22 protein-coding genes are annotated in these 23,757 nt (G+C 63.4%); 6 read left to right on the top strand and 16 right to left on the bottom strand.

Features of this window, described 5'->3' with window-relative positions; all coding sequences use genetic code 11:
* Nucleotides 1-132: 132 nt before the first annotated feature.
* Nucleotides 133-822 (top strand): DUF4197 domain-containing protein, encoded by a 690-nt coding sequence (locus ACL9RJ_RS08970; protein ID WP_177085706.1) that lies wholly within the window; start codon nt 133-135, stop codon nt 820-822.
* Between the two features lie 181 nt (nt 823-1,003).
* On the opposite strand, the gene ACL9RJ_RS08975 is transcribed toward ACL9RJ_RS08970, so the two are convergent.
* Both ACL9RJ_RS08975 and ACL9RJ_RS08980 read right to left on the bottom strand, forming a co-directional pair.
* Complete coding sequence (locus tag ACL9RJ_RS08975; RefSeq protein WP_017127101.1) at nt 1,004-4,069, bottom strand: efflux RND transporter permease subunit; 3,066 nt, start codon at nt 4,067-4,069, stop codon at nt 1,004-1,006.
* Between the two features lie 6 nt (nt 4,070-4,075).
* Nucleotides 4,076-5,176: an efflux RND transporter periplasmic adaptor subunit gene (locus ACL9RJ_RS08980; protein ID WP_042935715.1), complete on the bottom strand. Its 1,101-nt coding sequence runs from the start codon at nt 5,174-5,176 to the stop codon at nt 4,076-4,078.
* Nucleotides 5,177-5,269: 93 nt separating this feature from the next.
* Between ACL9RJ_RS08980 and ACL9RJ_RS08985 the strand changes: the two genes are divergently transcribed.
* Nucleotides 5,270-5,905 (top strand): TetR/AcrR family transcriptional regulator, encoded by a 636-nt coding sequence (locus ACL9RJ_RS08985; RefSeq protein WP_017127099.1) that lies wholly within the window; start codon nt 5,270-5,272, stop codon nt 5,903-5,905.
* A 66-nt stretch (nt 5,906-5,971) separates the two neighbouring features.
* Here the strand turns inward: ACL9RJ_RS08985 and ACL9RJ_RS08990 are convergent, their stop codons facing one another.
* A complete protein-coding gene (locus tag ACL9RJ_RS08990; protein ID WP_422765149.1) occupies nt 5,972-6,754 on the bottom strand; it encodes a class I SAM-dependent methyltransferase in 783 nt (260 codons plus the stop codon).
* 92 nt (nt 6,755-6,846) lie between these two features.
* Here ACL9RJ_RS08990 and ACL9RJ_RS08995 point away from each other — a divergent pair, with 92 nt between their 5' ends.
* A complete protein-coding gene (locus ACL9RJ_RS08995) occupies nt 6,847-7,461 on the top strand; it encodes an energy transducer TonB (RefSeq protein WP_177085700.1) in 615 nt (204 codons plus the stop codon).
* A 28-nt stretch (nt 7,462-7,489) separates the two neighbouring features.
* Here the strand turns inward: ACL9RJ_RS08995 and ACL9RJ_RS09000 are convergent, their stop codons facing one another.
* The 6 genes from ACL9RJ_RS09000 to ppc form a co-directional block, all read right to left on the bottom strand.
* Complete coding sequence (locus tag ACL9RJ_RS09000) at nt 7,490-8,332, bottom strand: isocitrate lyase/PEP mutase family protein (RefSeq protein WP_422765150.1); 843 nt, start codon at nt 8,330-8,332, stop codon at nt 7,490-7,492.
* Nucleotides 8,333-8,365: 33 nt separating this feature from the next.
* Nucleotides 8,366-9,235 carry a DUF72 domain-containing protein gene (locus ACL9RJ_RS09005; RefSeq protein WP_017127095.1) on the bottom strand — a complete coding sequence of 290 codons (870 nt, stop codon included), beginning with the start codon at nt 9,233-9,235 and terminating at the stop codon, nt 8,366-8,368.
* A gap of 13 nt (nt 9,236-9,248) precedes the next feature.
* The gene (locus tag ACL9RJ_RS09010; protein ID WP_017127094.1) at nt 9,249-9,548 is read right to left on the bottom strand and encodes a hypothetical protein; all 300 of its coding nucleotides are present in this window, start codon (nt 9,546-9,548) and stop codon (nt 9,249-9,251) included.
* Nucleotides 9,549-9,793: 245 nt separating this feature from the next.
* A complete protein-coding gene (gene tsaB, locus ACL9RJ_RS09015; RefSeq protein WP_017127093.1) occupies nt 9,794-10,468 on the bottom strand; it encodes a tRNA (adenosine(37)-N6)-threonylcarbamoyltransferase complex dimerization subunit type 1 TsaB in 675 nt (224 codons plus the stop codon).
* Nucleotides 10,469-10,556: 88 nt separating this feature from the next.
* Nucleotides 10,557-11,204, bottom strand: a complete 648-nt coding sequence (adk, locus tag ACL9RJ_RS09020; protein ID WP_017127092.1) for an adenylate kinase — start codon at nt 11,202-11,204, stop codon at nt 10,557-10,559.
* Between the two features lie 286 nt (nt 11,205-11,490).
* A complete protein-coding gene (gene ppc / locus ACL9RJ_RS09025; protein WP_422765151.1) occupies nt 11,491-14,121 on the bottom strand; it encodes a phosphoenolpyruvate carboxylase in 2,631 nt (876 codons plus the stop codon).
* Nucleotides 14,122-14,357: 236 nt separating this feature from the next.
* Here ppc and ACL9RJ_RS09030 point away from each other — a divergent pair, with 236 nt between their 5' ends.
* The 3 genes from ACL9RJ_RS09030 to ACL9RJ_RS09040 all read left to right on the top strand — a co-directional run bounded on the left by ACL9RJ_RS09030 (nt 14,358) and on the right by ACL9RJ_RS09040 (nt 16,259).
* Nucleotides 14,358-14,702: a pilin assembly protein gene (locus ACL9RJ_RS09030; RefSeq protein WP_422765152.1), complete on the top strand. Its 345-nt coding sequence runs from the start codon at nt 14,358-14,360 to the stop codon at nt 14,700-14,702.
* Nucleotides 14,703-14,987: 285 nt separating this feature from the next.
* Nucleotides 14,988-15,410 carry a DUF4398 domain-containing protein gene (locus ACL9RJ_RS09035; protein ID WP_017127090.1) on the top strand — a complete coding sequence of 141 codons (423 nt, stop codon included), beginning with the start codon at nt 14,988-14,990 and terminating at the stop codon, nt 15,408-15,410.
* A 57-nt stretch (nt 15,411-15,467) separates the two neighbouring features.
* On the top strand, nt 15,468-16,259 hold the full coding sequence (locus ACL9RJ_RS09040; RefSeq protein ID WP_017127089.1) for an OmpA family protein: 792 nt from the start codon (nt 15,468-15,470) through the stop codon (nt 16,257-16,259).
* Between the two features lie 193 nt (nt 16,260-16,452).
* Here ACL9RJ_RS09040 and ACL9RJ_RS09045 read toward each other — a convergent pair whose 3' ends face one another.
* The 7 genes from ACL9RJ_RS09045 to ACL9RJ_RS09075 all read right to left on the bottom strand — a co-directional run bounded on the left by ACL9RJ_RS09045 (nt 16,453) and on the right by ACL9RJ_RS09075 (nt 23,752).
* Nucleotides 16,453-16,779 (bottom strand): hypothetical protein, encoded by a 327-nt coding sequence (locus ACL9RJ_RS09045; protein WP_017127088.1) that lies wholly within the window; start codon nt 16,777-16,779, stop codon nt 16,453-16,455.
* Nucleotides 16,776-17,687 (bottom strand): alpha/beta hydrolase, encoded by a 912-nt coding sequence (locus ACL9RJ_RS09050; RefSeq protein WP_177108774.1) that lies wholly within the window; start codon nt 17,685-17,687, stop codon nt 16,776-16,778. Before ACL9RJ_RS09050 ends, ACL9RJ_RS09045 begins: the two co-directional genes overlap by 4 nt.
* 97 nt (nt 17,688-17,784) lie before the next feature.
* On the bottom strand, nt 17,785-19,062 hold the full coding sequence (locus tag ACL9RJ_RS09055) for a flavohemoglobin expression-modulating QEGLA motif protein (RefSeq protein WP_017127086.1): 1,278 nt from the start codon (nt 19,060-19,062) through the stop codon (nt 17,785-17,787).
* Nucleotides 19,063-19,112: 50 nt separating this feature from the next.
* Nucleotides 19,113-19,829, bottom strand: coding sequence for a TetR/AcrR family transcriptional regulator (locus tag ACL9RJ_RS09060; RefSeq protein ID WP_177085692.1), 717 nt, complete (start codon nt 19,827-19,829; stop codon nt 19,113-19,115).
* A gap of 108 nt (nt 19,830-19,937) precedes the next feature.
* A complete protein-coding gene (gene lysS / locus ACL9RJ_RS09065) occupies nt 19,938-21,440 on the bottom strand; it encodes a lysine--tRNA ligase (protein WP_017127084.1) in 1,503 nt (500 codons plus the stop codon).
* 82 nt (nt 21,441-21,522) lie between these two features.
* Nucleotides 21,523-22,618 (bottom strand): peptide chain release factor 2 gene (prfB, locus tag ACL9RJ_RS09070; protein WP_100221073.1). Its coding sequence is split into 2 segments (ribosomal slippage): nt 21,523-22,545 and nt 22,547-22,618, totalling 1,095 coding nucleotides; the frame shifts between segments, so codons are not numbered across the junction.
* A gap of 120 nt (nt 22,619-22,738) precedes the next feature.
* Nucleotides 22,739-23,752: a response regulator gene (locus ACL9RJ_RS09075; RefSeq protein WP_177108773.1), complete on the bottom strand. Its 1,014-nt coding sequence runs from the start codon at nt 23,750-23,752 to the stop codon at nt 22,739-22,741.
* Between the last annotated feature and the right edge of the window lie 5 nt (nt 23,753-23,757).

Here is a 23,757-nt window from a genome sequence, read left to right on the forward strand (position 1 = left end):
CCGTCGGGCGCTGGCGTTTGGCGGCAAATCCGTTAGATTCTCCTGAGTACCGGGTTGCATCTGCACAGCCCTCGCGGATCCGTGTCGATGCCGCCCGGTCATTTCTTCACTTCTCGAATAAGGAAGCTTTCCATGCTCCGTCCTTCCCTACGCCTGGCAGGCCTCTGCGCCGGCCTGCTGATTTCCGCCAACGCCCTGGCCCTGTCCCTGGGCAGCCTTTCCCAGGGCGAAGCCTCGGGCGGCCTCAAGGACGCCCTGGCCCAGGGGGCCGTCGCAGCCGTCACGACGCTCGGCAAACCTGGCGGCTTCAGCAACAACCCGGAAGTGAAGATCGAACTGCCGGGCAAGCTGGGCAAGGTCGCCAGCAAGATGAAACAGTTCGGCATGGGTGAACAGGTCGACCAGCTGGAAACCAGCATGAACAAGGCGGCGGAGGCAGCCATGCCACAGGCCCAGGCCCTGCTGGTGGACGCGGTGAAAAAGATGACCGTGACCGATGCCAAGGGCATTCTCACCGGCGGCAAGGACTCGGCCACCCAGTACCTGGACAAGACCAGCCGCGAACAGATCCGCGCCAAGTTCCTGCCGATCGTCAAGCAGGCCACCGACCAGGTCGGCCTGGCCAAGCAGTACAACTCGTTCGCCGGGCAGGCCGCGACCCTTGGCGTGCTTGATGCCAAGAGTGCCAACATTGAAAGCTACGTGACGGAAAAGGCCCTGGACGGCCTGTTCAAGATGATCGCCCAGAAGGAAGAAGGCATCCGCGCCAACCCGGCGGAAGCGGCCACCAGCCTGGCGAAAAAGGTGTTCGGCGCGCTCTGATCCCACCGATCGCTCCCACCCAGTGGGAGCGGGCTTGCCCGCGAAGCTTTGATCTGATCGTTCCCACGCTCCGCGTGGGAATGCAGCCCGTGACGCTCCGCGTCACAACAGCGGACGCAGAGCATCCAGCCAGGCGTTCCCACGCAGAGCGTGGGAACGATCTTCGACCCCGCGCAGCGGCTTATTCCGCGGTCTTCTTCACCCTGAACCAGCCGGCATACAGCGCCGGCAGGAACAGCAGGGTCAAGGCCGTCGCCACGATCAGGCCGCCCATGATCGCGACCGCCATCGGCCCGTAGAACACGCTGCGCGACAGCGGGATCATCGCCAGCACCGCCGCCAGGGCGGTCAGCACGATCGGCCGGAAGCGCCGTACCGTCGCCTCGATGATCGCCTGCCATTGCGACATGCCCGCACGGATATCCTGCTCGATCTGGTCCACCAGGATCACCGAGTTACGCATGATCATCCCCGACAAGGCGATAGTCCCGAGCATGGCCACGAAACCGAACGGCTGGCGGAACACCAGCAGGAACAGCGTCACGCCAATCAGCCCCAGCGGTGCGGTGAGGAACACCAGCGCCACCCGCGAGAAACTGCGCAATTGCAGCATCAGCAGGGTCAGCACCACCACGATGAACAAGGGCACCCCGGCGTTCACCGAGGCCTGGCCACGCTCCGAGTCCTCCACCGTACCGCCCACGTCCAGCAGGTAGCCATCCGGCAGTTCGGCACGGATCGGGTCCAGGGTCGGCATGATCTGCTTGACCAGGCTCACCGGCTGTTCCTGGCCGTAGATGTCGGCGCGGATGGTCACGTTCGGCAGGCGATTGCGGTGCCAGATGATGCCTTCCTCGAAACCGTACTCCAGCGTCGCGATCTGCGACAACGCCACACTGGCGCCGTTGTCGGTCGGCACCGCCAGGCTCGGCAGGGCCGACAGCTCGTTGCGCTCGTGCACGGTGCCGCGCAGCAGGATCTCGATCAACTCGTTGTCTTCGCGGTACTGGCTGACGGTCGATCCGGTCAGGGAGCTCTGCAGGAAGCGTGACAGGTTCGCCGTGCTCACGCCCAGGGCGCGGGCACGATCCTGGTCGACATTCAGATAGACCACCTTGCTCGGCTCTTCCCAGTCCAGGTGCACGTTGACCACATGGGGGTTCTCCCGCACCTTGGCCGCCACCTTGCGGGCCAGGGCGCGCACCACTTCGATATGTTCACCGGTGACCCGGAACTGCACCGGATAACCGACCGGCGGACCGTTCTCCAGGCGCGTGACCCGCGAGCGCAGATCCGGGAACTGCTCGTTGAGCGTGGCGATCAACCAGGTCCGCAGGCTTTCACGGTCCTCGATGGTTTTCGCCAGCACGACAAACTGGGCAAAGCTGGCCGCCGGCAATTGCTGGTCCAGCGGCAGGTAGAAACGCGGCGAACCGGTGCCGACATAGGCCACGTAGTTGTCGATGCCCGCATGCCCCTTGAGCAGGCCTTCCAGGCGCTTGACCTGATCGGCGGTGTTGCTCAGCGACGCGCCTTCGGCCAGCTTCAGGTCGACCATCAGTTCCAGCCGCCCGGAGGCAGGGAAGAACTGCTGGGGGACGAAGCGGAACAACGCCACCGAACCCACGAACAGCAGGACGGTCAGGACAATCACCGTCTTGCGCCGACGCACGCACCAGCCCACCAGGCGGCGCACCCGCTGGTAGAACGGCGTGGCGTAGGGGTCCGGTTGTCCCGCGCCATGCTTGGCGGCATGGATCTTCGCCAGGTCCGGTAGCAGTTTTTCCCCCAGGTAGGGCACAAACACCACGGCGGCGATCCATGACGCCAGCAGCGCGATGGTCACCACCTGGAAGATCGAACGGGTGTACTCGCCGGTCCCCGACTGCGCGGTCGCGATCGGCAGGAAGCCGGCGGCGGTGATCAGCGTCCCGGTGAGCATCGGGAACGCCGTGCTGGTCCAGGCGAAACTCGCCGCCTTGAGCCGGTCGAAACCCTGCTCCATCTTGATCGCCATCATTTCCACGGCAATGATCGCATCGTCCACCAGCAGGCCCAGCGCCAGCACCAGCGCGCCGAGGGAAATCTTGTGCAGGCCGATGCCGAGGTAATACATGGTGGCGAAGGTCATCGCCAGCACCAGCGGAATCGCCAGGGCCACCACCATGCCGGTGCGCACACCGAGGGAGAAGAAACTCACCAGCAGGACAATCGCCAGGGCCTCCACCAGCACCTGGACGAACTCGCCGACACCGGTCTTGACCGCCGCCGGCTGGTCGGAAACCTTGCTCAACTGCATGCCCGCCGGCAGGCTTTTCTGGATCCGCGCGAACTCGACCTCCAGCGCCTTGCCCAGCACCAGGATATCGCCGCCGTCGTTCATCGCCACGGCCAGGCCGATGGCATCTTCCCCCATGAAGCGCATGCGCGGCGCCGGTGGATCATTGAAGCCGCGATGAATCTCGGCGATGTCGCCGATGCGGAAGGTGCGATCGCCGACCCGGATCGGGAAATTGCGTATCTCGTCGACGCTCTTGAAATTGCCGCTGACGCGTAGTTGCACACGTTCCGTCGGCGTTTCGAAGAAGCCCGCCGTGGATACCGTGTTCTGCTCCTGCAACGCCTGCTGGACCGCCGCCAGCGGCAGGCCGAGGGTCGCCAGCTTGACGTTCGACAGCTCGATCCAGATCTTCTCGTCCTGCAGTCCCAGCAGGTCGACCTTGCCCACGTCCTTGACCCGTTGCAGCTGGATCTGGATACGGTCGGCGTAGTCCTTGAGCACCGCGTAGTCGAAGCCGTCGCCGGTCAGCGCATAGATGTTGCCGAAGGTGGTACCGAACTCGTCGTTGAAGAACGGCCCCTGGATATCCGGTGGCAGGGTCTGGCGGATATCGCCGATTTTCTTCCGGACCTGGTACCACAACTCGGGAATCTGCGCCGAGTGCAGCGAGTCCCGGGCCATGAAGGTCACCTGGGATTCGCCCGGACGGGAGAACGACATGATCCGCTCGTACTCACCGGTTTCCATCAGTTTCTTTTCAATGCGCTCGGTGACCTGCCGCGAGACTTCCTGGGCCGTCGCCCCTGGCCAGTTGGTGCGGATCACCATGGCCTTGAAAGTGAACGGCGGATCTTCGCTCTGGCCAAGCTTGGTGTAGGACAGAGCCCCCACCAGCGCCAGCAATATCATCAGGAACAGCACGATCTGGCGGTTACGCAACGCCCATTCGGAAAGGTTGAAACCCATCGGGGACTACTCCTTGGCCGCCAGGTTGACCACGCGGTTGGAGCGATCCACCGGGCGAATCAGTTCGCCCTCATGGAGCACATGCACACCGGCCGCCACCACCCAGTCATTGGCCCCGAGGCCTTCGAGCACCGGCACGCTCTTCTCGCCGAAGGCGCCGACACGCACCGGGGTGCGCTTGAGGGTGTTGTCCGCCTGGACTTTCCAGACGTAGGTCGCGCCATTCTCGGCGGTCAGCGAAGACAACGGCACCGACAGCGGCACGACACTCGCCGCCTGGACGAACACCCGCGCGCTCTGGCCCAGCTCGGCGGGAGTTTTCCCGGCACTGAAGGCGATGCGCGCGGCGAAGGTCCGCGATTTCGGATCGGCTGCCGGCGACAGCTCGCGGATATGTCCGTTGAAGCGCTGGTCCGGCTGGGACCAGAGTTCGACCGAGACATCCTGGCCGACCTTGAACCGTCCGAAGGCCTGCTCCGGAAAACTGATCAGCACTTCGCGCTCGCCGTCAGCAGCCAGGGTGAAGACCGTCTGTCCGGCCGCCACCACCTGGCCGACCTCGACCTGGCGCTTGGCGACCACCCCGTCCTGGGGTGCGCGCAGCACGGCGTAGCCGGCCTGGTTGCTGGAGACGTCGAACTCGGCCTTGATCTGCCTGAGTCGCGCTTCGCCGGCACGATAGGTGTTTTCCGCATTGTCATACTGCGAACGGCTGACCATCTGCCGGTCCAGCAGGGTCTTGTAGCGATCCCGCTCGGAACGCACCAGGCTCAGGTTGGCCTCGGCTGCCGCGACCTGGGCGCGGGTCGCTTCCAGTTGCAGGCGCACATCCTGGGGATCAAGCTCCGCCAGCGGCTGGTTGGCCTTGACCCGCTCGCCCTCCTCGACCAGTCGCCGGGTGACCTTGCCGCCGATACGGAACGCCAGCTCGGGTTCGAAACGTGCACGGACCTCACCGGGATAACTGTCCATGGCCTGGGCCGAGAGTTGCGGTTGAACCACCATTGCGGGACGTACAGTGACTTGGGCGGACTCTTCGTGACCACAGCCCGCCAGGAAAAAGGCTAAACTGACCGGCAACGCAAGGGGCAGGACATAGCGGAACATGGTGTAGGACCTTTCGCTAGGAATGCTCAGAATAATTATACTGGCTAGTATGGTATTAATACCAAACTGACCAGTCCAGTATTAAAGTGGAAAATGTCCGACAATCTTTCTGTGCCCAGCGGCCCCGGCCGCCCCAAGGACCTGGCAAAACGCCAGGCCATTCTTGACGCGGCGAAAGATCTGTTCCTGAGTAATGGATACGCCAGCACCAGCATGGACGCGGTAGCAGCAGCGGCAGGTGTTTCAAAACTGACGGTCTACAGCCATTTCAACGACAAGGAGACACTGTTCTCCGCCGCCGTGGTGGCCAAATGCGAGGAGCAGTTGCCCGAACTGTTCTTCGCCCTGCCCGTGGGCGTGCCGGTGGAATCGGTGCTGCTCAATATCGCCCGCGGCTTTCATATCCTGATCAACAGCGACGAGTCGGTGAACCTGCATCGGCTGATCATGGCGCTGGGCAGCCAGGACCCGAAGCTGTCGCAGATCTTCTTCGAGGCGGGCCCGCAGCGGATGCTCACGGAGATGGAGCGGCTGCTGAGCAAGATCCACCAGAGCGGCGCCCTGGACATCGACAAACCGCACAATGCCGCCGAGCATTTTTTCTGCCTGCTCAAGGGCGCGGCGAATTTCCGTCTGCTCTATGGCTGCGGCGCGCCTCTGAACGCCGAGGATAGCGAGGCGCATGTGCGCGAGGTGGTGGCGCTGTTCATGCGCGCCTACAAGCCCTGAGCACAGGGCGACGGGACAACTGTCTTCGCGGCGGTCCGCAGTCCTGGCAAGCCCGCGAAAGGGCCCTCAGGGCTTCAGCGCTTTCTTCGGATAGATATCGTAGCGGCTCGACTTGCCATCCAGGGCATGGCTCGGTTTCGGCCCGGCAATACACGGCGCCTTGCGCGGACGCTTGACCACCACCCGGTGCGTGGCCAGCGCCAGCGCGGCTTCGAGCAACGCCGGGGCATCCGGGTCATCACCGACCAATGGCCGGAACAGACGCATTTCCTTCTTCACCAGGGCGGTTTTCTCCCGATGGGGGAACATCGGGTCCAGGTAGATCACCTGCGGCGGCTCGCCCTCCCAGTCGCGCATCACCTCGATCGAGTTGCCCTTGAGCAGGCGCATGCGCGCAACGATCAGCGCCACATCGAAATCATCGAGGCCACGGGCCAGGCCATCTTCCAGCAACGCGCCGATCAGCGGCTGACGCTCGATCAGGCTCATCTCGCAGCCCAGGCTGGCGAGCACAAACGCATCCTTGCCCAGGCCGGCGGTGGCATCCAGCACTCGCGGGCGCACACCCTGCTGGACACCGACCGCCTTGGCGATCATCTGCCCGCTGCCACCACCGTACAGCCGACGGTGCGCCGCACCGCCCTCGACGAAATCCACCCGCACCGGGCCCGGCGCATCCGCCCCGAGCTGTTGCAACTGCAAGCCCTGCGCGCCGACCTGCAAGGCGAACTCCGCCCCGGGCTCCTGCAATGGCAGCCCCAGCCGTTCGGCCCACTGCTCTGCCTGGGGCTGAAACCCTTCGGCCAAGGCCTCGACTCTGATCCGTACGGCCGCTTGCTGCTCACTCATGAAAAACACGCTCAAAAATTTAATGATCGGCAAAAACTGCCGATAACAGAATGATCCAGCATTTTGCCAGAGCTGAGCGTCGACCGAGAGCTATGTCAGACATTCAACGCACATCCATAGGTTATCTATCGCCCGTCGGCGATTACGGCCTGCGAAATTCTCAAGCACTGAGCGGCGTCAGCCATCTGTGGCAGGATTTCTTTGCCCGGGCCATGGCTGAGCAGGTGGGTGATGCACCGAAGCAAGCCAGTGTCGAGCTGCCGGTCGATGGCCCGGTCGAACCGACCGCCGGCGCGCAAATGCTCGCGCAGATCGTCGATCAGCGGCAATGCGATGTCACCGACACTCCCGTTCGTCCGCCTGAGCCGCTGTTCCTGCCTATCGCCGAGTTCGAGCTGGACCTGCTGAAAAAGCCCGCCCCGCCCTATCCGGACGACGAACTCATCGCACAACAGCAACAACAGGATTTCGACAGCGGTTGGGTTCGCCCGATCGTACTCACCGCCGGCCAGCCACTGCCCGATCCTGGCGCGGCACCACAGCCGCGCCCGCTGCATCTGCCGATCGCCGAGTTCGAACTCGACCTGCTGGAAAAACCGGCCGTGCCGTTCGACGAACAGACACTGGCCCGGCAGCAGAAAGAAATGGACTACGACCTGCGCTGGGCCCGCCCGCTGGTCGCCCACAACCTGCGCCTGGCGGCCTGAGTCGCCACTCCCCGTTTCAGCGCCGCCCTCAGTCCTTGAACATCTTGTTGATCTTGCCGAACGGTATCGCCCGTTCGGCGAAAGCGAAGGTCCCCTGCCCGCGAATCTCTTCGGCAGCCTGATAAAACGCCCCGTACGCCGCCCGCGCCAACGCCGAGCCGACGCTGATGCGCTTGACCCCCAGCGCACTCAAGTCCGCCACCGACAACGACACGCCGCCGGACATCAGGACATTCACCGGCTTGGGTGCCACCGCCTTGACGATCGCGCGAATCTCTTGCGGCGTGCTCAAGGCCGGCGCATACAACACATCGGCGCCGGCCTCGGCGAAAGCCTGCAGGCGGCGGATGGTGTCATCCAGATCCCGTCGGCCGACCAGGAAGTTTTCCGCCCGCGCCGTCAGCGTGAAGGCAAAAGGCAGGCTACGTGCAGCCGCCACCGCCGCTTCGACCCGTTCGACCGCCAGGGCGAAGGGATAGATCGGCTCCCCGGCATTGCCCGTGGCATCCTCGATGGAACCACCCACCAGGCCGACTTCGGCCGCCATCAGGATGGTCTCGGCACAACCGGCGGGACTGTCGGCAAAACCGTTCTCCAGGTCCGCCGCCACCGGCAGCGCCGTGGCCCGGACAATCGCCTGGGCGTTGTCCAGGTTATCGGCGCGGCTGATCGCGCCCTCGGCATCCGGGCGCCCCAGGGAGAACGCCAGGCCGGCGCTGGTGGTCGCCAGGGCCTCGAAGCCCAGGGCGGCGAGCATTTTCGCCGAGCCGGCATCCCAAGGATTGGGGATCACAAAGGCCCCGGCACGCTCGTGCAGGGCCTTGAAGGCCTGCGCTCGAATACTCTGGAGTTGAGAAGGTTGCGCGTCCATTGGTCGACTCCCGGCAGAAGAAACAGGTCGCCGTCAGAGCAAGCCCAGTTGCTCCACGGCGGGCTCTCTGTATAGCTCAGGCAGTGCCGGCAAGCCAGGCAAACGTACCATCAGGCGCTGGTGAAAACGCCGGGCCAGTTCCGGCGCCAGGCGATTGTCCGAAGTGTGCAGGAAGATATAAGGCGTCCGCCCTTCCTCGATCCAGCCGGCGATTTTCTCGATCCAGGGCGTGAGGAAGCTTTCATTGGCCGCCAGTTCCGGATGGCCGATGAAGCGCACCTGGGGAAATGCGGTGAAGGCCGCCGGACGTGGTGGCACCTTGGGCTTTTTCGACTGGGCGTGCAGTACCGAGGGTTCGGTCGAAGTACAGCTGAACAGCGCCCGGGGATCGAGGCAGATGCGCTCCACCCCGCGGTCCAGCAGCAATCGATTGAGCATCCGCTCGGCATCGCCCTTGGCGAAGAACTCCGGATGCCGGACCTCGATGGCCAGCGGTCGCTCCAGGCTGTCGATAAACCCGGCCAGCTCGCTCAGGCGATGAGGCGCGAAACTCGCCGGTAACTGCAGCCACAGCGGCGACACCCGCTCGCCCAACGGCTTGAGCAGTTGCAGGAAATCCTCGGCCGCCTGCGCCTGCTCGCGCAGGTCGCCACCGTGGCTGATATCCCGGGGAAACTTGGCAGTGAAGCGGAAATGCCCGGGCATGGTCTGCGCCCAGCGCTCCACGGTGCCGGGTGCCGGCCGCGCATAGAAGGTGGTGTTGCCCTCGACGGCGTTGAAGACCTGCGAGTAGAGATCGAGGAAATCCGTCGGGCGAGCGTTTTCCGGGTACAGGAATTCGCGCCAGGCGTTTTCGCTCCAGGAGGGACAACCAAGGTAGTAAGGCAGGATGGAACCGGTCATGACGCCGATTAGATCAGATATGCAGGTCGAGCCCCAGCACTTCCATATCCCATTCGACAAAACCGGCCGTGGTCAGGTAGCTGGCCAGGGCGGTCGCGACACTCTTGCTCATGGAACGCGGGAAGATCATGTCCTGCGGGCGTGCCGGCAGGTTGGCCAGGCGACTGCCGGCGGCCTGGGCACGAGCGGCGACTTCCGACAGGTCGTCATTCTCGTTGTCCAGCAGCTCCTCGTCGCCATCGAGCACCACGCCAGCCTTGCGGGGCTTGCGCTTGATGGGGTAGGACTGTGATGAAACGCCGTCTATACGCATTGTGGCATGCTCGGTGTCGATGATGGCAATTTAGCAGTACGCGCCGTACATAGCTATTGCCCGAGTGATAACCAGACCACAGAACGTGGAAAAGGTTTTCACACAACGACATCAACCGGTGCAAAACATGACGGACGGCACATTTTTGACTGGTCGGCGTAGTTTTCAGGGTGATCGGCTTAACATCCAGTTTAGCCTGAAATTTAGGTAGCGCCGCCGGCTCCTCCAGGGGAGCGCGCTCGGCCTCAACGGGCCTTCGGCGTGGCGACCTTGTCCCGCAGGTAGACCGGCTGCGCCTCATCGGCAACGATGGCTTCGCCACGGGCCCAGGCGAATCGCGCCAGGGTCAGCAGGTCTTCGGCATGGGGCAGCATGCCAGCATCCTGGCCGGTCAAGGCAACGTTGATCCGCTCGCCATAACCCCAGCCGGTGCCCGCACCGAACCACGGGCCGCTGGCAGCGTCCGGCAGGGCCGCGACTTCCGGCGGCAGGACCGCTTCGGCACCGACCAGGCGCATTTCCCCAGCCACCTCGCGGTAGCAGCCCCAATACACCTCATCCATCCGCGCGTCGATGGCCGCGGCGACCTGGCTGGCACCATGCTCGCGAAACGCCCGCTGCGCCAGCACTGCCAGGTTGGACACCGGCAACACCGGCCGCTCCAGCGCGAATGCCAGGCCCTGGACCACACCGATGGCGATCCGCACGCCAGTGAAGGCTCCCGGTCCGCGGCCAAAGGCAATGGCGTCGACAGCCGACAGGGCGATGCCCGCATCGGCCAGCAACTGCTGGATCATCGGCAGCAGCTTCTGCGCATGCAGGCGCGGGATCACCTCGTAGTGGCTCGTGACCTTGCCGTCATGCAGCAAGGCAACGGAGCAAGCTTCAGTCGCGGTGTCCAGGGCCAGCAAGGTGCTCATCGATGTTTCCGTCAGGTCAGAATGAAAAAAGTGCGACAGTATAAACAACAACAGCCCGCAAGCGGGCTGTTGGAGAGGCCGGCGGCAATCAGCTCAGCGCTTCGAGCACCTTGCCGGTGATCGCTTCGACCGAACCGACGCCAGCGATGTGGCTGTACTTCGGCTTGCCCTGGGCAGCCGACAGCTTCTGGTAGAAATCCACCAGCGGCTTGGTCTGGGAGTGGTAGACCGACAGGCGATGACGAACGGTTTCTTCGGTGTCGTCCTTGCGCTGGATCAGCTCTTCGCCGGTCAGGTCATCCTTGCCTTCAACCTTTGGCGGGTTGTAGACGGTGTGATAGACGCGACCGGAAGCTTCGTGGACACGGCGACCGGCGATACGCTGGACGATTTCTTCATCGTCGACGGCGATCTCGACCACGTTGTCCAGCTCGACACCGGCATCCACCAGGGCTTCGGCCTGGGGAATGGTGCGTGGGAAACCGTCGAACAGGAAACCCTTGGCACAATCGGCCTGGGCGATACGGTCCTTGACCAGCGCGATGATCAGGTCATCGGAAACCAGGCCACCGGCATCCATGATGCCCTTGGCCTTGATGCCCAGCTCGGTGCCGGCCTTGACCGCGGCACGCAGCATGTCGCCGGTGGAGATTTGCGGGATGCCGAATTTTTCGGTGATGAACTTAGCCTGAGTGCCTTTACCGGCACCGGGAGCTCCCAGCAGAATGACGCGCATCGATGTGCTCCTCAATTTTTTATTTAGAAACGCTCGGATTCGCCTCGTGGGGCCAATCTCAACAATAGGGTGATGGCCGCCCAAACGGCCAAAGGCTGATCAAGATACACAGCCGACCGACCCCACACAAGCCGCCGAAAGTCGCAGTAACCGCTGCCATCATGACACCTGAAACCCGGTATCCCGAGTCGCAACCCGGCAACAAAGTGTCGCCACACAAAAACGACCGCCCGTGACCGGGCGGTCGTTCCTGTCCTGCCATCGGCAGGCGATGATTCACAACACCTTAGCCGGTATTGCGCAACCCGGCGGCGATCCCCGCCACAGACACCAGTAAAGCCTGTTCCAGAGGGCTGTCCTGGGCGCTTTCCTGGCGGCGCGAACGGGCCAGCAACTCGGCCTGCAGCAGGTGCAGCGGATCCAGGTAGGTATTGCGCAGGCGAATGAATTCAAGGGTCTCGGGACTGTGGGCGAGCAGTTGCGACTGGCCGGTCAGACCCAGCACCACCGTGCACGCCTGCGACAATAGGTCGCGTAAGTGCACACCCAACGGCAGCAGTTCGGCCTCCACCAGACGTTCGTCGTAGGACCGCGCAATATCGCTGTCGGCCTTGGCCAGGACCATTTCCAGCATGTCGATGCGCGTGCGGAAAAACGGCCACTGTTCGCGCATCTGCCCCAGCAGTTCGCCTTCGCCACGCTCCAGCGCCTTGCGCAGGGCCGCCTCCCAGCCGAGCCAGGCCGGCAGCATCAGGCGTGTCTGGGTCCAGCCGAAAATCCACGGGATCGCCCGCAGGCTCTCGATCCCACCGGCCCGACGCTTGGCCGGGCGGCTGCCCAGTGGCAGACGGCCGAGTTCCTGTTCCGGGGTCGACTGGCGGAAATACTCGACGAACTGCGGATTGTCCCGTACTTCGGCACGGTAGGCATTGACGCCGTCCGCGGCCAGTTCGTCCATCAGGCTGCGCCAGGCCGGTTCCGGCGGTGGCGGCGGCAGCAGGGTGGCTTCGAGCACGGCGGCCAGGTAGAGGTTGAGGTTCTGTTCGGCGATGTCCGGCAGGCCGAACTTGAAGCGGATCATCTCGCCCTGTTCGGTGGTGCGGAAACGCCCCGCCACCGAGCCCGGCGGCTGCGACAGGATCGCCGCATGGGCCGGACCGCCGCCACGCCCGACAGTACCGCCGCGACCATGGAACAACAGCAACTCGACCTGCTGTTCCCGACAGATCTCCACCAGCCGCTCCTGGGCCCGGTACTGTGCCCAGGCCGCCGCCGTGGTGCCGGCGTCCTTGGCCGAGTCGGAGTAGCCGATCATCACTTCCTGCGGTCCTTGCAGGCGCGAACGATAACCGGGCAGCAGCAACAGCCGTTCCATGACCGGACCGGCACTGTCCAGGTCGGCCAGGGTCTCGAACAACGGCACCACGCGCATTGGCCGCAGGACCCCGGACTCCTTGAGCAACAGTTGCACCGCGAGCACATCGGAAGCCGCGCCCGCCATGGAGATCACATAGGAACCCAGGGAGGCCGCCGGTGCCGCCGCGATCTCCTTACAGGTCGCCAGCACTTCGGCGGTGTCCGCCGAGGGCTTGAAGTACGCGGGCAACAGTGGCCGACGATTGGCCAGTTCGCGCATGAGGAAGGTCAGGCGCGCGTCTTCGTCCCAGTCTTCGTAGCGACCCAGGCCCAGGTAGTCGGTGATCTCACTCATGGCGGCGGCATGCCGCGACGAGTCCTGGCGAACATCCAGGCGCACCAGGAACAGGCCGAAGGTCACCGCCCGCCGCAGGCAGTCGAGCAAGGGTCCATCGGCGATGACGCCCATGCCGCATTCGTGCAGGGACTGATAGCACAGTTGCAGCGGCTCCAGCAGCTCGCGGTTGTTCTGCAGGACCTCGTCCGGGGCCGGCTGCGTCACCGCCAGCGAAGCATGGGCCCACTGGCGGGTCGCCCTTAGCCGTTCGCGCAGTTGCTTGAGCACCGCGCGATAGGGTTCGGCGCTGTCGCCGGCCTGGGCGCGCAAGGCCTCGCTGGCCTGCTGCATCGACAGATCGGCGGCCAGCTGGTCGACATCGCGCAGATACAGGTCGGCGGCCATCCAGCGCGCCAGCAACAGGACTTCACGGGTGACCTTGGCGGTGACATTCGGGTTGCCGTCGCGGTCGCCGCCCATCCAGGACGCGAAGCGAATCGGCGCCGCCTCCAGTGGCAGATGCAGGCCGGTGGCGGCGTGCAGGGCCTGGTCGGCCTTGCGCAGGTAGTTGGGGATCGCCTGCCAGAGGGAATGCTCGATCACCGCGAAGCCCCACTTGGCTTCATCCACCGGCGTCGGCCGGGTCCGGCGGATTTCCTCGGTGTGCCAGGCCTCGGCGATCAACCGTTGCAGGCGCTGGCGGATCTGTTCGCGCTCGGCAGCGGTCAGGTCACGGTGGTCCTGCAACGCCAGTTGCGCGGCAATGGCATCGTATTTCTGGATCAACGTGCGCCGGGCCACCTCGGTGGGATGCGCGGTGAGCACCAGTTCGATGTCCAGGCGCCCCAGTTGTCGCGCCAGGGCCTCGGCGCCATGGCCTTCGGCGCGCAGGCGGGCGAGCAGCTCCGGCAGCACTCGCGATTCGAACGGCGCCGGTTGCGACTCGTCACGCCGGTGGATCAACTGATACTGCTCGGCGATATTCGCCAGGTTGAGGAACTGGTTGAACGCCCGGGCCACCGGCAGCAATTCGTCGTCACCGAGGTCACCGAGGCTGGCGCTCAACTCGGCACTGGCCGAATCGCTGCGATCGGCCTTGGCGCTCTTGCGAATCCGCTCGATCTTGTCGAGAAACTCATCGCCGTGCTGGTCTCGGATGGTATTGCCCAACAGTTCACCCAGCAGGTGAACGTCCTCACGCAAACGCACATCAATATCGGACATCGGCAGGCTCTCCGGCGGACTCTGAGACGGTTCCAGAGCCCAAGAGTGCACCACAGCGACGAAGCCTTACAAGCCGGGCGATCGATTGCCCGGCGACAAAAAATTCCCCGCTGAACCTGGCCGCCTGCAGCTAGTCTGATAATTAGGCCCTACCCGGGCTGACCGCCGGCCCTGCCTTGACGCCAGCCCGGCCACTCATCAATACCCGCCACCAGCGGGTGCGAATTGAGGTCGCCATGAAAATCCGCGAGCTAGCCCAGCACTGGGAAGAGAATGCCAAGGGTCGCCTGACCGACAGCGGCTACGCCGTTCACCTCGACGTGGAAGCCGCCGCCCGCCTCGCCGCGATTACCGAGATGTACCCCAAGCGCAGCCCCGAAGAGTTGCTGGGGGAATTGATCGGTGCCGCCCTGGAGGAACTCGAAGCGAGCTTCCCCTATGTCCAGGGCCAGCATGTGGTCGCCACCGACGAAGAGGGTGCCCCCCTTTATGAGGACGTCGGCGCAACCCCGCGTTTTCTCACGCTATCGCGTCGCTACCTGCACGATATGGCCTCCCGGGCCGATGAGCCAAAGCACTGACACCTCACCGCTGCCTCCCCTGAAAGCCCCGGTATTCCTGACTCCAGCACGAGTCGGGGATACCGCTGCGCGTCGCCAAAGTTCAGTTTTTCTGCATTGACCGATCGATCAGTATTTTTTTCGGGCGATTAGCCATCCCTGCTGAACTATTCAAAAAAGCCTCGGGTCACAGCCAGTAGCCATCACCGGAACAGCTGCTGTAAAACGCCCCGGCCGAGACGGCGGGATCGATGCTGAAGGCCTTCGGGACCGTGATGGGTATTGATGTTTTTCAGGAGTTATCCAATGGAGTTGAAGACCATGAAGACCAGTACTGCCACATCCACGTTTAACCACCTGCGCGGGCTGAAACTGGCCGCGCTGGCCCTCGGCACCAGCTTCATCCTGGCCGGTTGCGCCGGGAACCCGCCGAGCGAGCAGTACGCGGTGACGCAATCTGCCGTCAACAGCGCGGTCAGCGCCGGAGGCACCGAATACGCCGCCGTGGAAATGAAATCGGCCCAGGACAAGCTCAAGCAAGCCGAACTGGCCATGCACGACAAGAAATACGACGACGCCCGACGCCTGGCCGAACAGGCCGAATGGGATGCCCGTGTCGCCGAACGCAAGGCCCAGGCCGCCAAGGCCGAACTTGCGCTGAAGGATTCCCAGAAAGGGGTTCAGGAACTGCGTCAGGAAAGCCAACGCCCCGTGCAACCGGCGCAATAAGCCCGGCACCGCTTCGCGCACCCTGAAGTTTCAACGGATAGAAAAGGACCAGCCATTATGCGTAAACAATTGATGATCCCAGCCCTTCTGGCTCTGAGCGTAGGTCTTGCGGCCTGCTCATCGCAGCCGAACGCCAACCTGGAACAGGCCCGCACCAACTTCTCCGGCCTCCAGGCCAACCCACAGGCAAGCAAGGTCGCGGCCCTGGAAACCAAGGACGCCAGCGACTACCTGGACAAGGCCGACAAGGCCTACCAGAACCGTGAAAACGAACAGACCGTCGACCAGTTGGCCTACCTGACCAACCAGCGGGTGGAAGTGGCCAAGCAGACCATCGCCCTGCGCACCGCCGAGGCCAACCTGAAAAATGCCGCGGCACAACGGGCCCAGGCCCGCCTGGATGCCCGTGACGCGCAGATCAAGCAGTTGCAGGACAGCCTCAACGCCAGGCAGACCGATCGCGGCACGCTGGTGACCTTCGGTGACGTGCTGTTCGCCACCAACAAGGCCGACCTGAAGTCCAACGGCCTGGTCAACATCAACAAGCTGGCGCAGTTCCTCCAGGAAAACCCGGACCGCAAGGTGATCATTGAAGGTTACACCGACAGCACCGGCGCGGCGTCCTATAACCAGAGCCTGTCCGAGCGTCGTGCGACTTCGGTCCAGGTGGCCCTGATCAAGATGGGCGTGGAGCCTTCGCGCATCGTCACCCAGGGTTATGGCAAGGAGTATCCGGTGGCGGATAACGGCAGCGTCTCGGGCCGGGCCATGAACCGTCGCGTGGAGGTGACTATCTCCAACGACAACCAGCCGGTGGCACCGCGTTCTTCGGTCAGCAGCGCCTACTGACCGGTTGCACCGTCCATGAAAAAGCCCCGCCTGATGCGATCAGGCGGGGCTTTTTCATGGGCGGATGACGATTGAGATCGCTCCGAGGCTCTGCGGGGGGATGCAGCCCGTGACGCTATGCGTCACAAAGCGGACGCGGAGCGTCCAGGGAGGCGTTCCCACGCAGAGCGTGGGAACGATCAGTTAGGATCGGTTACTGCGCAAGCTTCGGCGTCTCCTGGCCCATGCAGCGCACCGCCTGTTTCCGGTCGTTGACCAGCACACCGGTCAGGCCCTTCTGCTCGGTGTCGAACAGGACCAGCACGCCATCGATGCACTGCGCGACTTCGTTCGCCGGGGTCAGGGAGACTTTGTAGTCTTCGCCCGGCACGGTCTTGAGCATGGTGAACTGATTGAGCAGCAACGCATCCTCCGGCTTGGCGAAATGCAGGTAGCCGTAGTACCACAGGCACGCCACCGTGCCGATGATGCTGCAGATACCGGTGATGATCAGGGGAATGGCGTTGCGTTCTTCAGTCATTGCGGATTCTCGGGTTCACTATTCGAATTCGGGACAGCGGGATAATTCGGGATCTCGCCCAACCGGCGCAGGCCGTTGAAATGCTGCGGATCCTCGAGGTAGCGCAACATCACCTGGCGCCAGGTCGGGTCGGCGAAGGTCTGCACATGACCGCCACGGGTCAGTTGTAACACCCGCGGCGGCGGCGCGGCCTGATACAGGACAATACCGTTAGTCAATGGCACCAGCGGATCGTCGATACTCTGGAAGATCAGCTTAGGCACCCCGCCCAGGCGCGGCATGGCGTTGATCGCGCTGTCGCTGTCCGGCACCAGCCAGGACAACGGCACCTGGAAGGGCCAGGTCAGCCAGGAACCCGCCAGGGCGAAGCGCCCGACAGAGCGATAGCTGGCCGGCACGCCATCGAGCACCAGGGCCTTGAGGCGGGACTGGTAGGCCGGGTGTTCGACCAGATAATGCACCGCCATCGCGCCCCCCAGGCTCTGGCCCAGCACCACCAGCGGCCGGCCTTGTACCTCGGGAGCCGTCTGCAGCCACTGGAACGCCGCCTCGATATCCTGGTAGACCGCCGGCAGGCTCGGTTCGCCGGCGGACAGGCCGTAGCCGCGATAATCGATCAGCAGCACCTGGTAGCCCTGCTCCGGCAACCACCAGCTACCGCCCAGGTGCATGGACAGATTGCCGCCATTGCCGTGCAGGTGCAGCACCGTGCCCTTGACCGGCACCCCGGCCTTGGCCGGCAGCCACCAACCGCGCAGGCGGGTGCCATCGGCGGTCGTCAGGGTGATATCGCGGTATTCGAGATGGGCCTTGTCCGGCGTGAACGGCAGGCCGGGCTCGGGATAGAACAGCAGCGAACTGCAACCGCCGAGGGTCAGTAGCAGGCAAAGGATGCCGAGGATTCTCATCCGTTTGAAACCTCGTGAGCTAGTCAACGCGAATAACTGCAGGAGCCGGCAAGCCAGCTCCCACAAGGATTGATGTTGCCGTTGGATCGATGAAACCTCACAGGATATTGGAGTAATCTGCCTCGATCCGGTCCAGGCTCAGGTGATTCAGGAAGTTGCTGAAGCACATCCAGGCCGACAACGCGTTCATGTCCCGGAACTGCTCCGGCAGGTACTTGGGCGGCACCACCAGGCCCTCGTCGACCAACTGGCGCAGGGTGCGCATGTCTTCCAGGGTGGTCTTGCCACAGAACAACAGCGGCACCTGCTCCAGCTTGCCTTTGCGCACGGCCAACTGAATGTAGTTGTAAACCATGATAAAGCCCTTGAGGTAGGACAGGTCCTTGGTAAAGGGCAGCCCCGTCGGCGTCGATCCGCGGAAGACCCGGCTGGCGTTGCCGTAGCTTTCGGCCATCTCGAAACCCTGCTCGCGGAAGAACTCGAACACCTGCAGGAAGTCGGCGCCCTGCTCCACCATGTCGATGGCCCGGGTACGGTTGGTCAGCTTGCGCAGGCGGCTCGGATAGGAGGCGAAGGTGATGATTTCCATCAGGATCGCCAGGCCTTCCTGGGTCACCGTCGACGAGGGCGGGCCCTTGGACAAGAAGGTGCAGATCGGTTGGTTCAGGCCGTTGAGCGTGGTGCCGACATGCACCAGGCCTTCGTGGACCTCCAGCGCGCGGACATCCCGCGAGTTGAACAGCGCATCGGCGCGGATCTTGATGTAGTCGGCACCGGCCGCCGCGTCGGCGACGATCCCATCGGACTCGAACACCCGGATGGTTTCCTCGGCCTCGCCGAACACCTTGTTCAGGCGGCTCTGCAGCAGGCCGACGGCATCCTTGGCGGTCAGGGTCTTGGGTTCGTCCTTGAGGTCGCCACGGCCGTCGATATTGTTCAGGTAGTCGGAGAGCATCAGCCCCAGGTCGGCCAGGGTCGGATCGCCGGCATGGAAGGCATCGGAGGCGGCGCCGTAGAGCTCCTGGGAGATCAGCCCGAAGTCGGCGGTGCCCCGCGCTTCGAGCATCCGCACGACCATGCGGTACTCCTTGCACATGCGCCGCATGATCTGCCCGACCGGGTTGAACTGGCCGAGCTGGCGGGTGATGTCGCGCTCGATGTTCTGGAACTCCAGCTTCACCGCGCCGGAGTCGAAAGACAATGGCCGCGAGGTGTAGTACTCGCGATCCACCGCCGGCATTTCCTTGCCCTTGGCCTTGAGAAAGCCCTTGCGGATGTTCTCGTCCCACTTCACCGCGTCGAGCACACGAATCGGTGTCTGTGCCAGCACTATGCGGTCGGACAGGCTGCGTATCGTCTGCTGGTAATCGTCCAAGGAAAACTCCTGATCATTGCTTCGGTGACTGCCTGTGCACTCGCTACAGCCTAGACGGACGCCAGCACCAGATGCATGTAACGGGTGAGGATCCCGAGCATGTCCTGTTCCGCCTCGGGGCCTGCCTCGCCGAGAAGGCCCTGATATTCCATCCGTCCGATAATCGCCGTCAACACTTTGGCATCCTGTTGTGGCTCCCTGGAACCCAGGACCTGGAAAAACTGGCAGGTACCCTGCAGCAGAATCTGCTGGTGGGAACGCACCAGCACCGCCAGGCGCGGATTGAGCAGGGCCTCCTGGCGAAACGCCTGCTCGGCCATCAGGTGCTCGCGACGGTTGTGCAACTGGCGCTGGATATAGTCGGCGGTCATCCGCGCGATATCGTCGGCCAACTGGGCCCGCGACGCCGCACTGCCGTCACCGTAGGCAACCATCTCGCGCAGCAGGCCTTCGTTGTTTTCCCACAGCTTGGCCATGAAAGCCGCGCTGCGCTCGACATACTGGGCGAAGGTGTCGGTCAGCAGGTCATCGATGTCCTTGAAATAGTAGGTGGTGGCCGACAACGGCACACAGGCCTCGGCCGCCACCGCGCGATGACGCACACCCCGTACGCCATCACGCACGACGATGCGCATCGCTGCGTCGAGAATGTCCTGTCGCCGTTGCTCACTGCCCTGTCGGCTGGCCTTGCGTCCCTGGTACTGGACGCTTTCAGCTACCGCAGTGGCGATGCCAGCTGCGCCCTTTTGAGCCATTGCACGGTTCACGACAGGTATCCCTCACAGATCAAAGACAGGTGAAATCAGAATCAGTACGCCAGTGCCACACAGACAATAAAAAGCCGCCTGGTAAAGGCGGCTTCTTGTTCAGCATAGTCAGGCTTGGGGCCGCATATGCGGGAACAGGATCACGTCACGGATCGACGGGGCGTTGGTGAGCAACATCACCAGGCGGTCGATACCGATGCCTTCACCGGCCGTTGGCGGCATGCCGTATTCCAGCGCACGGACGAAGTCGGCGTCGTAGTGCATGGCTTCGTCGTCGCCCGCATCCTTCTCGGCCACCTGGGCCTGGAAGCGCTCGGCCTGGTCTTCCGCGTCGTTCAACTCGGAATAGGCGTTGGCGATCTCACGACCACCGATAAACAGCTCGAAACGGTCGGTGACGTTCGGGTTCTTGTCGTTGCGACGCGCCAGTGGCGAGACTTCGAACGGGTATTGGGTAATGAAGTGCGGCTGTTCCAGCTTGTGCTCGACCAGTTCTTCGAAAATCATCACCTGCAGCTTGCCCAGGCCTTCGAAGCCGAGCACCTTGGCCCCGGCCTTCTTGGCGATGGCGCGTGCCTTGTCGATGTCCAGCAGGTCGTCGGCGGTCAGTTCCGGGTTGTACTTGAGGATCGAATCGAACACCGACAGGCGGGCGAAAGGCTCGCCGAAGTGGAACACCTTGTCGCCGTACGGCACGTCGGTGCTGCCGAGGACGGCCTGGGCCAGCTCACGGAACAGCTCTTCGGTCAGGTCCATGTTGTCTTCGTAGTCGGCGTACGCCTGGTAGAATTCCAGCATGGTGAATTCAGGGTTGTGCCGGGTCGACACCCCTTCGTTACGGAAGTTGCGGTTGATCTCGAACACGCGCTCGAAGCCACCGACCACCAGGCGCTTGAGGTACAGCTCCGGCGCGATGCGCAGGTACATGCCCATGTCCAGCGCGTTGTGGTGGGTTTCGAACGGCTTGGCCGCGGCACCACCAGGGATGGTCTGCAGCATCGGCGTTTCCACTTCCATGAAGTCGCGCTTCATCATGAAGTTACGGATATGGGCGATGACTTGCGAACGCACGCGGAAGGTCTGGCGGACTTCTTCGTTGACGATCAGGTCGACGTAGCGCTGGCGATAACGGGTCTCGGTATCGGTCAGGCCATGGTGCTTGTCCGGCAGCGGGCGCAGCGACTTGGTCAGCAGGCGCACATCGGTCATTTCGACGTACAGGTCGCCCTTGCCGGAACGGGCCAGGGTGCCTTCGGCGGAAATGATGTCGCCCAGGTCCCAGGTTTTCACAGCGGCCAGGGTTTCTTCCGACAGGGTCTTGCGGTTGACGTAGACCTGGATGCGCCCGGACATGTCCTGGATCACCATGAACGAGCCACGGTTGAGCATGATGCGACCGGCAACCTTGACCGGGATCGCTGCCTCTGCCAGCTCTTCCTTGGTCTTGTCCGCGTACTGCTTCTGCAAGTCTTCGCAGTAGGCGTCGCGGCGGAAGTCGTTCGGGAAGGCGTTGCCCTTGGCACGCTCGGCGGCAAGCTTTTCCTTGCGCAGGGCGATCAGGGCGTTTTCTTCCTGTTGCAGGGCTTGCGGGTCGAGTTGTTGGTCGCTCATGTCTTCAGATTTTCCATCACAGGTTCGTTGCCCCCGGCCTGCGGCCGGGGATCGCCAGCAAGCCGGCTACCACAGTAGTGTCTTACAGCCCTTGCTTGAGGCTGGCCACCAGGTATTCGTCGATGTCGCCGTCCAGCACCTTGTCGCAATCGCTGCGCTCGATGTTGGTCCGCAGATCCTTGATCCGCGAGGCATCGAGTACGTAGGAGCGGATCTGGTGACCCCAGCCGATATCCGACTTGGTCTCTTCCAGGGCCTGGGAAGCGGCGTTGCGCTTCTGTACTTCCTGTTCGTACAAGCGTGCCCGCAACATCTTCATCGCGGTGTCCTTGTTCGCATGCTGGGAACGTTCGTTCTGGCAGCTGACCACGGTGTTGGTCGGGACGTGGGTGATCCGTACCGCCGAGTCGGTGGTGTTGACGTGCTGGCCACCGGCACCGGAGGAACGATAGGTATCGATCCGCAGGTCGGCCGGGTTGATGTCGATTTCGATGTTGTCATCGATTTCCGGCGACACGAAGACCGCCGAGAACGACGTGTGGCGACGGTTGCCGGAGTCGAACGGGCTCTTGCGCACCAGGCGGTGCACGCCGATCTCGGTGCGCAACCAGCCAAAGGCGTATTCGCCCTTGATATGCACGGTCGCGCCCTTGATCCCGGCGACTTCGCCGGCGGACAGTTCCATGATGGTCGCGTCGAAACCGCGCTTGTCGGCCCAGCGCAGGTACATGCGCAGCAGGATGTTGGCCCAGTCCTGGGCTTCGGTGCCACCGGAGCCGGCCTGGATATCCAGGTAGGCGTGGTTCTGGTCCATTTCGCCGCTGAACATGCGACGGAACTCCAGTTTTTCCAGAGCCTCGCGCAGGCGCTCCACTTCGGCGGCGACGTCGTCCACGGCGCCCTGGTCTTCCTCGGCGGCAGCCATTTCCAGCAGGTCGCGGGCATCGGCCAGACCGCTGGACATTTCATCCAGGGTCTCGACGATCTGGGCCAGCGCAGAGCGCTCGCGCCCCAGGTTCTGTGCGTATTCGGGGTTGCTCCAGACAGCCGGATCTTCAAGCTCGCGATTGACTTCGGTCAGGCGCTCATGCTTTTGATCGTAGTCAAAGATACCCCCGAATAGTTTCGGAGCGCTCGGACAGGTCCTTGATACTGTTAAGGATCGGGTTGATTTCCATGGCGGGCAGCACTCGTCGGTGAACTTTTGAAAGCCGACGAGTATAACCGAATTGTAACCATCCAGGCAGCCCGCTTGGCGGGGTGGAGGCCGCCACGGGATCAATTTTTTCTCCGGCCCCTCATTCCCCCTGGCCGATCCCCACCTGATTGCGCCCGTTGTTCTTCGCCGAATACAGCCCCTTGTCCGCCGTCGAGATCAGTTCGCGGCAGTTGCTGCCCTGTTTCGGCGTCATGGTCGACAGACCGATGCTGATGGTCAGCACGGAGCCCTCGCCCGGCATATTGTGCGGGATCTTCAGGCCCGCCACGCTCTGGCGCAGTTTTTCCGCCACCAGCCGCGCCCCGCCCTGGGACGTATTGGGCAGCACCAGCGAGAACTCCTCGCCGCCGTAACGCGCCGGCAGGTCCGACGGTCGGCTGCTGGCCTCGCGAATCGCTTCCGCCACCTTGCGCAAGGCTTCATCGCCTTCCAGGTGACCAAAGCTGTCGTTATAGGACTTGAAGTAATCCACGTCGATCATCAGCAACGACAGTTGCGTCTGCTCGCGCTGCGCCCTTCTCCACTCCAGCTCCAGGTACTCGTCGAAGTGCCGGCGGTTGGACAGCCCGGTCAGGCCGTCCGAGTTCATCAGGCGCTGCAGGACCAGGTTGGTGTCGAGCAACTGCTGCTGGCTGACCCGCAGGGCACGATAGGCCGCATCGCGCTGCAACAGCATCATGTAGGAGCGCGAGTGGTAGCGGATCCGCGCCACCAGTTCGATGTTGTCCGGCAGCTTGACCAGGTAGTCGTTGGCCCCGGCGGAAAACGCCGCGCTCTTGATCAGCGGATCTTCCTTGGTGGACAGCACGATGATCGGGATGTCCTTGGTCGCCGGGTGATTGCGGTACTCGCGCACCAGGGTCAGGCCGTCGAGACCCGGCATCACCAGGTCCTGGAGAATCACCGTCGGCTTGATCCGGATCGCCTGGGCGATGGCTTGATGAGGATCGGCGCAGAAATGGAAATCGATATTGGTTTCCGAGGCCAGGCCGCGCCGTACCGCTTCGCCGATCATGGCCTGGTCGTCGACCAGCAGCACCATCGCGGCGTTCTCGTCCGTGGGTTTGAAACCATCCAGTTGTAAATCATTCATGCGCG

It is taken from the genome of Pseudomonas sp. Mn2068 (assembly GCF_049319725.1).
Lineage (GTDB): Bacteria > Pseudomonadota > Gammaproteobacteria > Pseudomonadales > Pseudomonadaceae > Aquipseudomonas > Aquipseudomonas gingeri.

Excerpts from the sequence above, each read along its gene's own strand:
- ACL9RJ_RS08980 (WP_042935715.1), bottom strand. The coding sequence starts at position 5,176 with ATGTTCCGCTATGTCCTGCCCCTTGCGTTGCCGGTCAGTTTAGCCTTT.
- tsaB (WP_017127093.1), bottom strand. The coding sequence starts at position 10,468 with ATGAGCACCTTGCTGGCCCTGGACACCGCGACTGAAGCTTGCTCCGTT.
- ACL9RJ_RS09040 (WP_017127089.1), top strand. The coding sequence starts at position 15,468 with ATGCGTAAACAATTGATGATCCCAGCCCTTCTGGCTCTGAGCGTAGGT.
- ppc (WP_422765151.1), bottom strand. The coding sequence starts at position 14,121 with ATGTCCGATATTGATGTGCGTTTGCGTGAGGACGTTCACCTGCTGGGT.
- ACL9RJ_RS09050 (WP_177108774.1), bottom strand. The coding sequence starts at position 17,687 with ATGAGAATCCTCGGCATCCTTTGCCTGCTACTGACCCTCGGCGGTTGC.
- ACL9RJ_RS08975 (WP_017127101.1), bottom strand. The coding sequence starts at position 4,069 with ATGGGTTTCAACCTTTCCGAATGGGCGTTGCGTAACCGCCAGATCGTG.
- ACL9RJ_RS08985 (WP_017127099.1), top strand. The coding sequence starts at position 5,270 with ATGTCCGACAATCTTTCTGTGCCCAGCGGCCCCGGCCGCCCCAAGGAC.
- ACL9RJ_RS09045 (WP_017127088.1), bottom strand. The coding sequence starts at position 16,779 with ATGACTGAAGAACGCAACGCCATTCCCCTGATCATCACCGGTATCTGC.
- ACL9RJ_RS09035 (WP_017127090.1), top strand. The coding sequence starts at position 14,988 with ATGGAGTTGAAGACCATGAAGACCAGTACTGCCACATCCACGTTTAAC.
- adk (WP_017127092.1), bottom strand. The coding sequence starts at position 11,204 with ATGCGCGTCATTCTGCTGGGAGCTCCCGGTGCCGGTAAAGGCACTCAG.
- lysS (WP_017127084.1), bottom strand. The coding sequence starts at position 21,440 with ATGAGCGACCAACAACTCGACCCGCAAGCCCTGCAACAGGAAGAAAAC.
- ACL9RJ_RS09075 (WP_177108773.1), bottom strand. The coding sequence starts at position 23,752 with ATGAATGATTTACAACTGGATGGTTTCAAACCCACGGACGAGAACGCC.
- ACL9RJ_RS08990 (WP_422765149.1), bottom strand. The coding sequence starts at position 6,754 with ATGAGTGAGCAGCAAGCGGCCGTACGGATCAGAGTCGAGGCCTTGGCC.
- ACL9RJ_RS09000 (WP_422765150.1), bottom strand. The coding sequence starts at position 8,332 with ATGGACGCGCAACCTTCTCAACTCCAGAGTATTCGAGCGCAGGCCTTC.
- ACL9RJ_RS09030 (WP_422765152.1), top strand. The coding sequence starts at position 14,358 with ATGAAAATCCGCGAGCTAGCCCAGCACTGGGAAGAGAATGCCAAGGGT.
- ACL9RJ_RS09010 (WP_017127094.1), bottom strand. The coding sequence starts at position 9,548 with ATGCGTATAGACGGCGTTTCATCACAGTCCTACCCCATCAAGCGCAAG.
- ACL9RJ_RS08995 (WP_177085700.1), top strand. The coding sequence starts at position 6,847 with ATGTCAGACATTCAACGCACATCCATAGGTTATCTATCGCCCGTCGGC.
- ACL9RJ_RS09005 (WP_017127095.1), bottom strand. The coding sequence starts at position 9,235 with ATGACCGGTTCCATCCTGCCTTACTACCTTGGTTGTCCCTCCTGGAGC.
- ACL9RJ_RS08970 (WP_177085706.1), top strand. The coding sequence starts at position 133 with ATGCTCCGTCCTTCCCTACGCCTGGCAGGCCTCTGCGCCGGCCTGCTG.